Raw genomic sequence first — 3,522 nt, 5'->3', positions numbered from 1 at the left:
GATCAAGAGATTTCCTGCCCAGGTTTGAATAATACATTTCCATTTTGTTGTATATAAAAGAAAAATCAATTTTTTCACTAATTTGCCGGAGAATATGATTTGAAGGAACAAAGGTATTTAAATCAATGAACTCCATTTTACTTTGATAATCATCTTTACGACCCATCATAAGAAATTCCCCCAATAAAAAACCTGTATAGAATAAAATTCTACACAGGTTTTCAAAATTCCTATTAGATTGTCAACAGCCCCTTCTGGGCGTTTTTTTGTTAAAATAAAAGATATATCATATCTGTATTGGGGTTAATGCAATGTTACTTAATCATAATCAATCAAGTCTTTCATTTCATTCAGAACTATACTCTTTTATTCCAGAGGATCATCTGTTAAGAAGAATTCATGAATTGGTGGATTTTTCTTTTATAAATGAATTGGATAAAGAATCTTATTGTATGTATTACGGAAGACCAGGCCAGAGTTGCTTTTCCGTCTCCTTTTTCTCCAATTTTTGTACAGTTTATCAGATGAGAGAGTAATTGAGGATTCTAAATACAATTTAGCATATAAGTGGTTCTTAGGTTTAAACCAGAAGATCCCCTTCCAGATGCTTCTCAGCTTAGCGGATTCCGTGTACATAGACTTGGAGCCAATCGAGTTGAAAAGTTATTAGAACATATTGTTAAGCAATGTGTGGAAAAAGGATTAATAAATTCTAAAGCTCTCATTATCGATTCAACACATACTCTCGCTAACGCGGCAAAGAACAAGCCACTAGATGTTTTGAAAAAAGCAGCTAACAGACTTCTCAAAGGGGTATAGAAAAAGTATTCAAGTCTTTATAAAAAACTCCCTAAGTTTCCAAAACAGAGGGTACTGATGAAGAAAAGGCAAAAATACTTTTGGAGTATTTAGTTGAGCTAAAGGATCTATTGGCGGACAAACTCCCTGATGCCGAAGGCAGCTTACTTGAGAAAATAAACATCGTAAAGCAAATTGTTGAGGACGAAAGACTATTGACTAATAAAGGAATTGCCTCTGCAGTTGACCCTGATGCATGTTTTGGAAGGAAATCTAAATCGAAAACTTTTTATGGATATAAAAACCATATAGCTATGACCGAGGAAGAAATTATAACAGCTGTTCATGTCACACCTGGAAATGAGGACGATGGAAAACAGCTTCAAACTCTAGTGAACAAAACCAAGGACCAACAATTAACAATTGAAGAAGTGCTTGCAGATACAGCATATTCAGGTAAAGACAATTTAAGTTTTCTACAAAAGGGAGAAATAGTAGTTCAATTACTCTAAATCCTGCAGTATATAGAACTCGGGAAGAAGATTTATTCCTGTATGACAAAGAAAATGATGAGGTTATATGTCCTGCCGGACATCCAAGTATAAGGAAGGCAAAAACAGGTAGAACCGGCACAAGTAAAAACCCATGTATAACCTTTTATTTTGATACTAACCTTTGCCAACACTGCCCATTAAGAGAAGGTTGTTATAACAATTCAAAAGAAAAAACGTATTCAATAACAATTAAATCCGACGAGCATAAACAGCAAATGGACTATCTTGAGTCGGAAGAATATCTTCAAAAAAAGGCGTTCGAAGCAATATTGAGCATAAAAACGCTGAATTAAAGAATGCACATGGGATGACCAGGGCTAAATACCGTGGTCAATTTGGCATGCGAATACAAGCATTTCTACCGCATTTGTAGTAAACGTAAAGAGGATGATATAGCTACAAGTAGCCCTTTCCCGGTCTGGAAAGGAACAATAGAGGATATTCAAAACAAAAGCAGCCTCAAAATTATGAAAAACATAAGTATGAGGCTGCTTTATTTAACATAGTTAAGCAAATTTGACCTTTTTGCAGTGTCCTCAATAAGGGACATTTCTATTTTTCTGTTATTCGGGTTATAGTTTAACTTTCTCATCATACACATCGCTTAAAGCATGGTAACTTGATTGTTACTAATTATCTAATTGTACTGGTCGACCTGAACGTGCTGATTGATAAATAGCGAAAATTATTTTTAGTGGTTTTAATCCCTCTTCACCATTCACCAGCGGTTCTCTATCCTCCTGAATGGCTTCGATCATATCGATAAACTGTAAACGATGAGATGCCCCATCAAGTGCTGCAGGATTAACGGATGCATGATGCAAATCTCCTCCATTAGGATTTTCCACTTCAGCTAAGTTGACTGCTTCCGTTTCATTATTTGAATTTCGTAAATAATGCTTCATTAATTTATCATTTTCAATCACTGCTGTACCATTCGTTCCGATAATCTCTAAGCGAGCTGACAGACCTGGATAGGCAGCTGTAGTTCCAACGATGGTTCCTAACCCGCCATCTTTAAATTTCACAGTAGCTACAGCCACATCCTCCACGTCAATTCTTTCATGAGATAATATGGCTGTATGTGCGTATACACTTTCCACCTCTCCCATGAAGTACTGAAATAAATCGATGGTATGAATGGCCTGATTGATTAATACGCCGCCCCCCTCCATTTCCAATGTTCCCCGCCATTTACTAGTATCATAGTAGCTTTGAGGACGATACCAATTCACAGCAGCTTGCCCAAGGACCATTTTTCCGAATCGCCCTGAATCAATATCATCTTTAATCTTCACAGCCGATGCATCAAAGCGATGTTGTGATATAACACTTAATTTAACACGATGTTCACGGCATACGTCGATCATTTGCTGTGCTTTCTCAAGGGAAATATCCATTGGCTTTTCAACTATTACATGCTTTCCTGCCCGTGCAGCCTCTATTGCCATATCAGCATGAGTGCCGCTGGGTGTAATAATCGATACGATATCAATCTCTTTTCTCTTTAGCATTTCTTGATAATCTGTATACCAATCTGCACCTATTTTTTCCGCAAGTGATTTTGCCTTTTCTTCCTTACGGGAGTAAACAGCAACCACTTTTGCTCCTTCAATCGCTGAAATTTGCTCATAATGCGTGGTACTAATAATTCCAGTTCCGACAATAGCAAACCCGAATTCCTTTTTCATTTCAATCCTCTCTCCCTATAAGTATCTTCTCTTTTAGATTTCATATTTATAAACATTCTTATTGAATAAAGACAAAACAGTACGAATTAACCACATTGCGGTACAGCTATATCTCATTATGGTTAAACACAGTATAATTATATTAAATTAACCTGTCAATTATTCTCTCCTGATAATTTTGCAATTATTAATCTCTGTGTTATTGTATTGCCTCTATTATCCGAAAATTCAACACACAATCGAGTAGGAGGCTAATCATTAATTGATTAGCCGACCTCTTACACCACCGTACGTACGGTGGTGTATACGGCGGTTCAATAACTTAAGTATCGGCGCTCATATAAATGGTTGAGGTTTTTAAGCCCCCATTTGGTGAGCGTTTTTATTTTAATTGCTTTTTGCAGTGTTTCACTTCTGGAAATCCTCCAATATCCCTTTCGGGAATTAGCTACTTTCCAGGCTTCTTCATGTTTGACACC

4 protein-coding genes are annotated in these 3,522 nt (G+C 36.6%); 3 read left to right on the top strand and 1 reads right to left on the bottom strand.

Features of this window, described 5'->3' with window-relative positions; all coding sequences use genetic code 11:
• Positions 1-448: 448 nt before the first annotated feature.
• From M3226_RS33015 to M3226_RS33005, 3 genes are all read left to right on the top strand, one after another.
• A complete protein-coding gene (locus tag M3226_RS33015; protein ID WP_445165007.1) occupies positions 449-670 on the top strand; it encodes a transposase in 222 nt (73 codons plus the stop codon).
• 229 nt (positions 671-899) lie between these two features.
• Positions 900-1,310 carry a transposase gene (locus M3226_RS33010; RefSeq protein ID WP_445165006.1) on the top strand — a complete coding sequence of 137 codons (411 nt, stop codon included), beginning with the start codon at positions 900-902 and terminating at the stop codon, positions 1,308-1,310.
• The gene (locus tag M3226_RS33005; RefSeq protein ID WP_445165008.1) at positions 1,301-1,645 is read left to right on the top strand and encodes a transposase; all 345 of its coding nucleotides are present in this window, start codon (positions 1,301-1,303) and stop codon (positions 1,643-1,645) included. Before M3226_RS33010 ends, M3226_RS33005 begins: the two co-directional genes overlap by 10 nt.
• Before the next feature lie 336 nt (positions 1,646-1,981).
• Here M3226_RS33005 and M3226_RS31175 read toward each other — a convergent pair whose 3' ends face one another.
• On the bottom strand, positions 1,982-3,043 hold the full coding sequence (locus M3226_RS31175) for a Gfo/Idh/MocA family protein (RefSeq protein ID WP_251573365.1): 1,062 nt from the start codon (positions 3,041-3,043) through the stop codon (positions 1,982-1,984).
• Positions 3,044-3,522: the final 479 nt, after the last annotated feature.

It is taken from the genome of Neobacillus cucumis (genome assembly GCF_023715505.1).
This window is presented reverse-complemented; position numbering and strand designations above follow the sequence as displayed.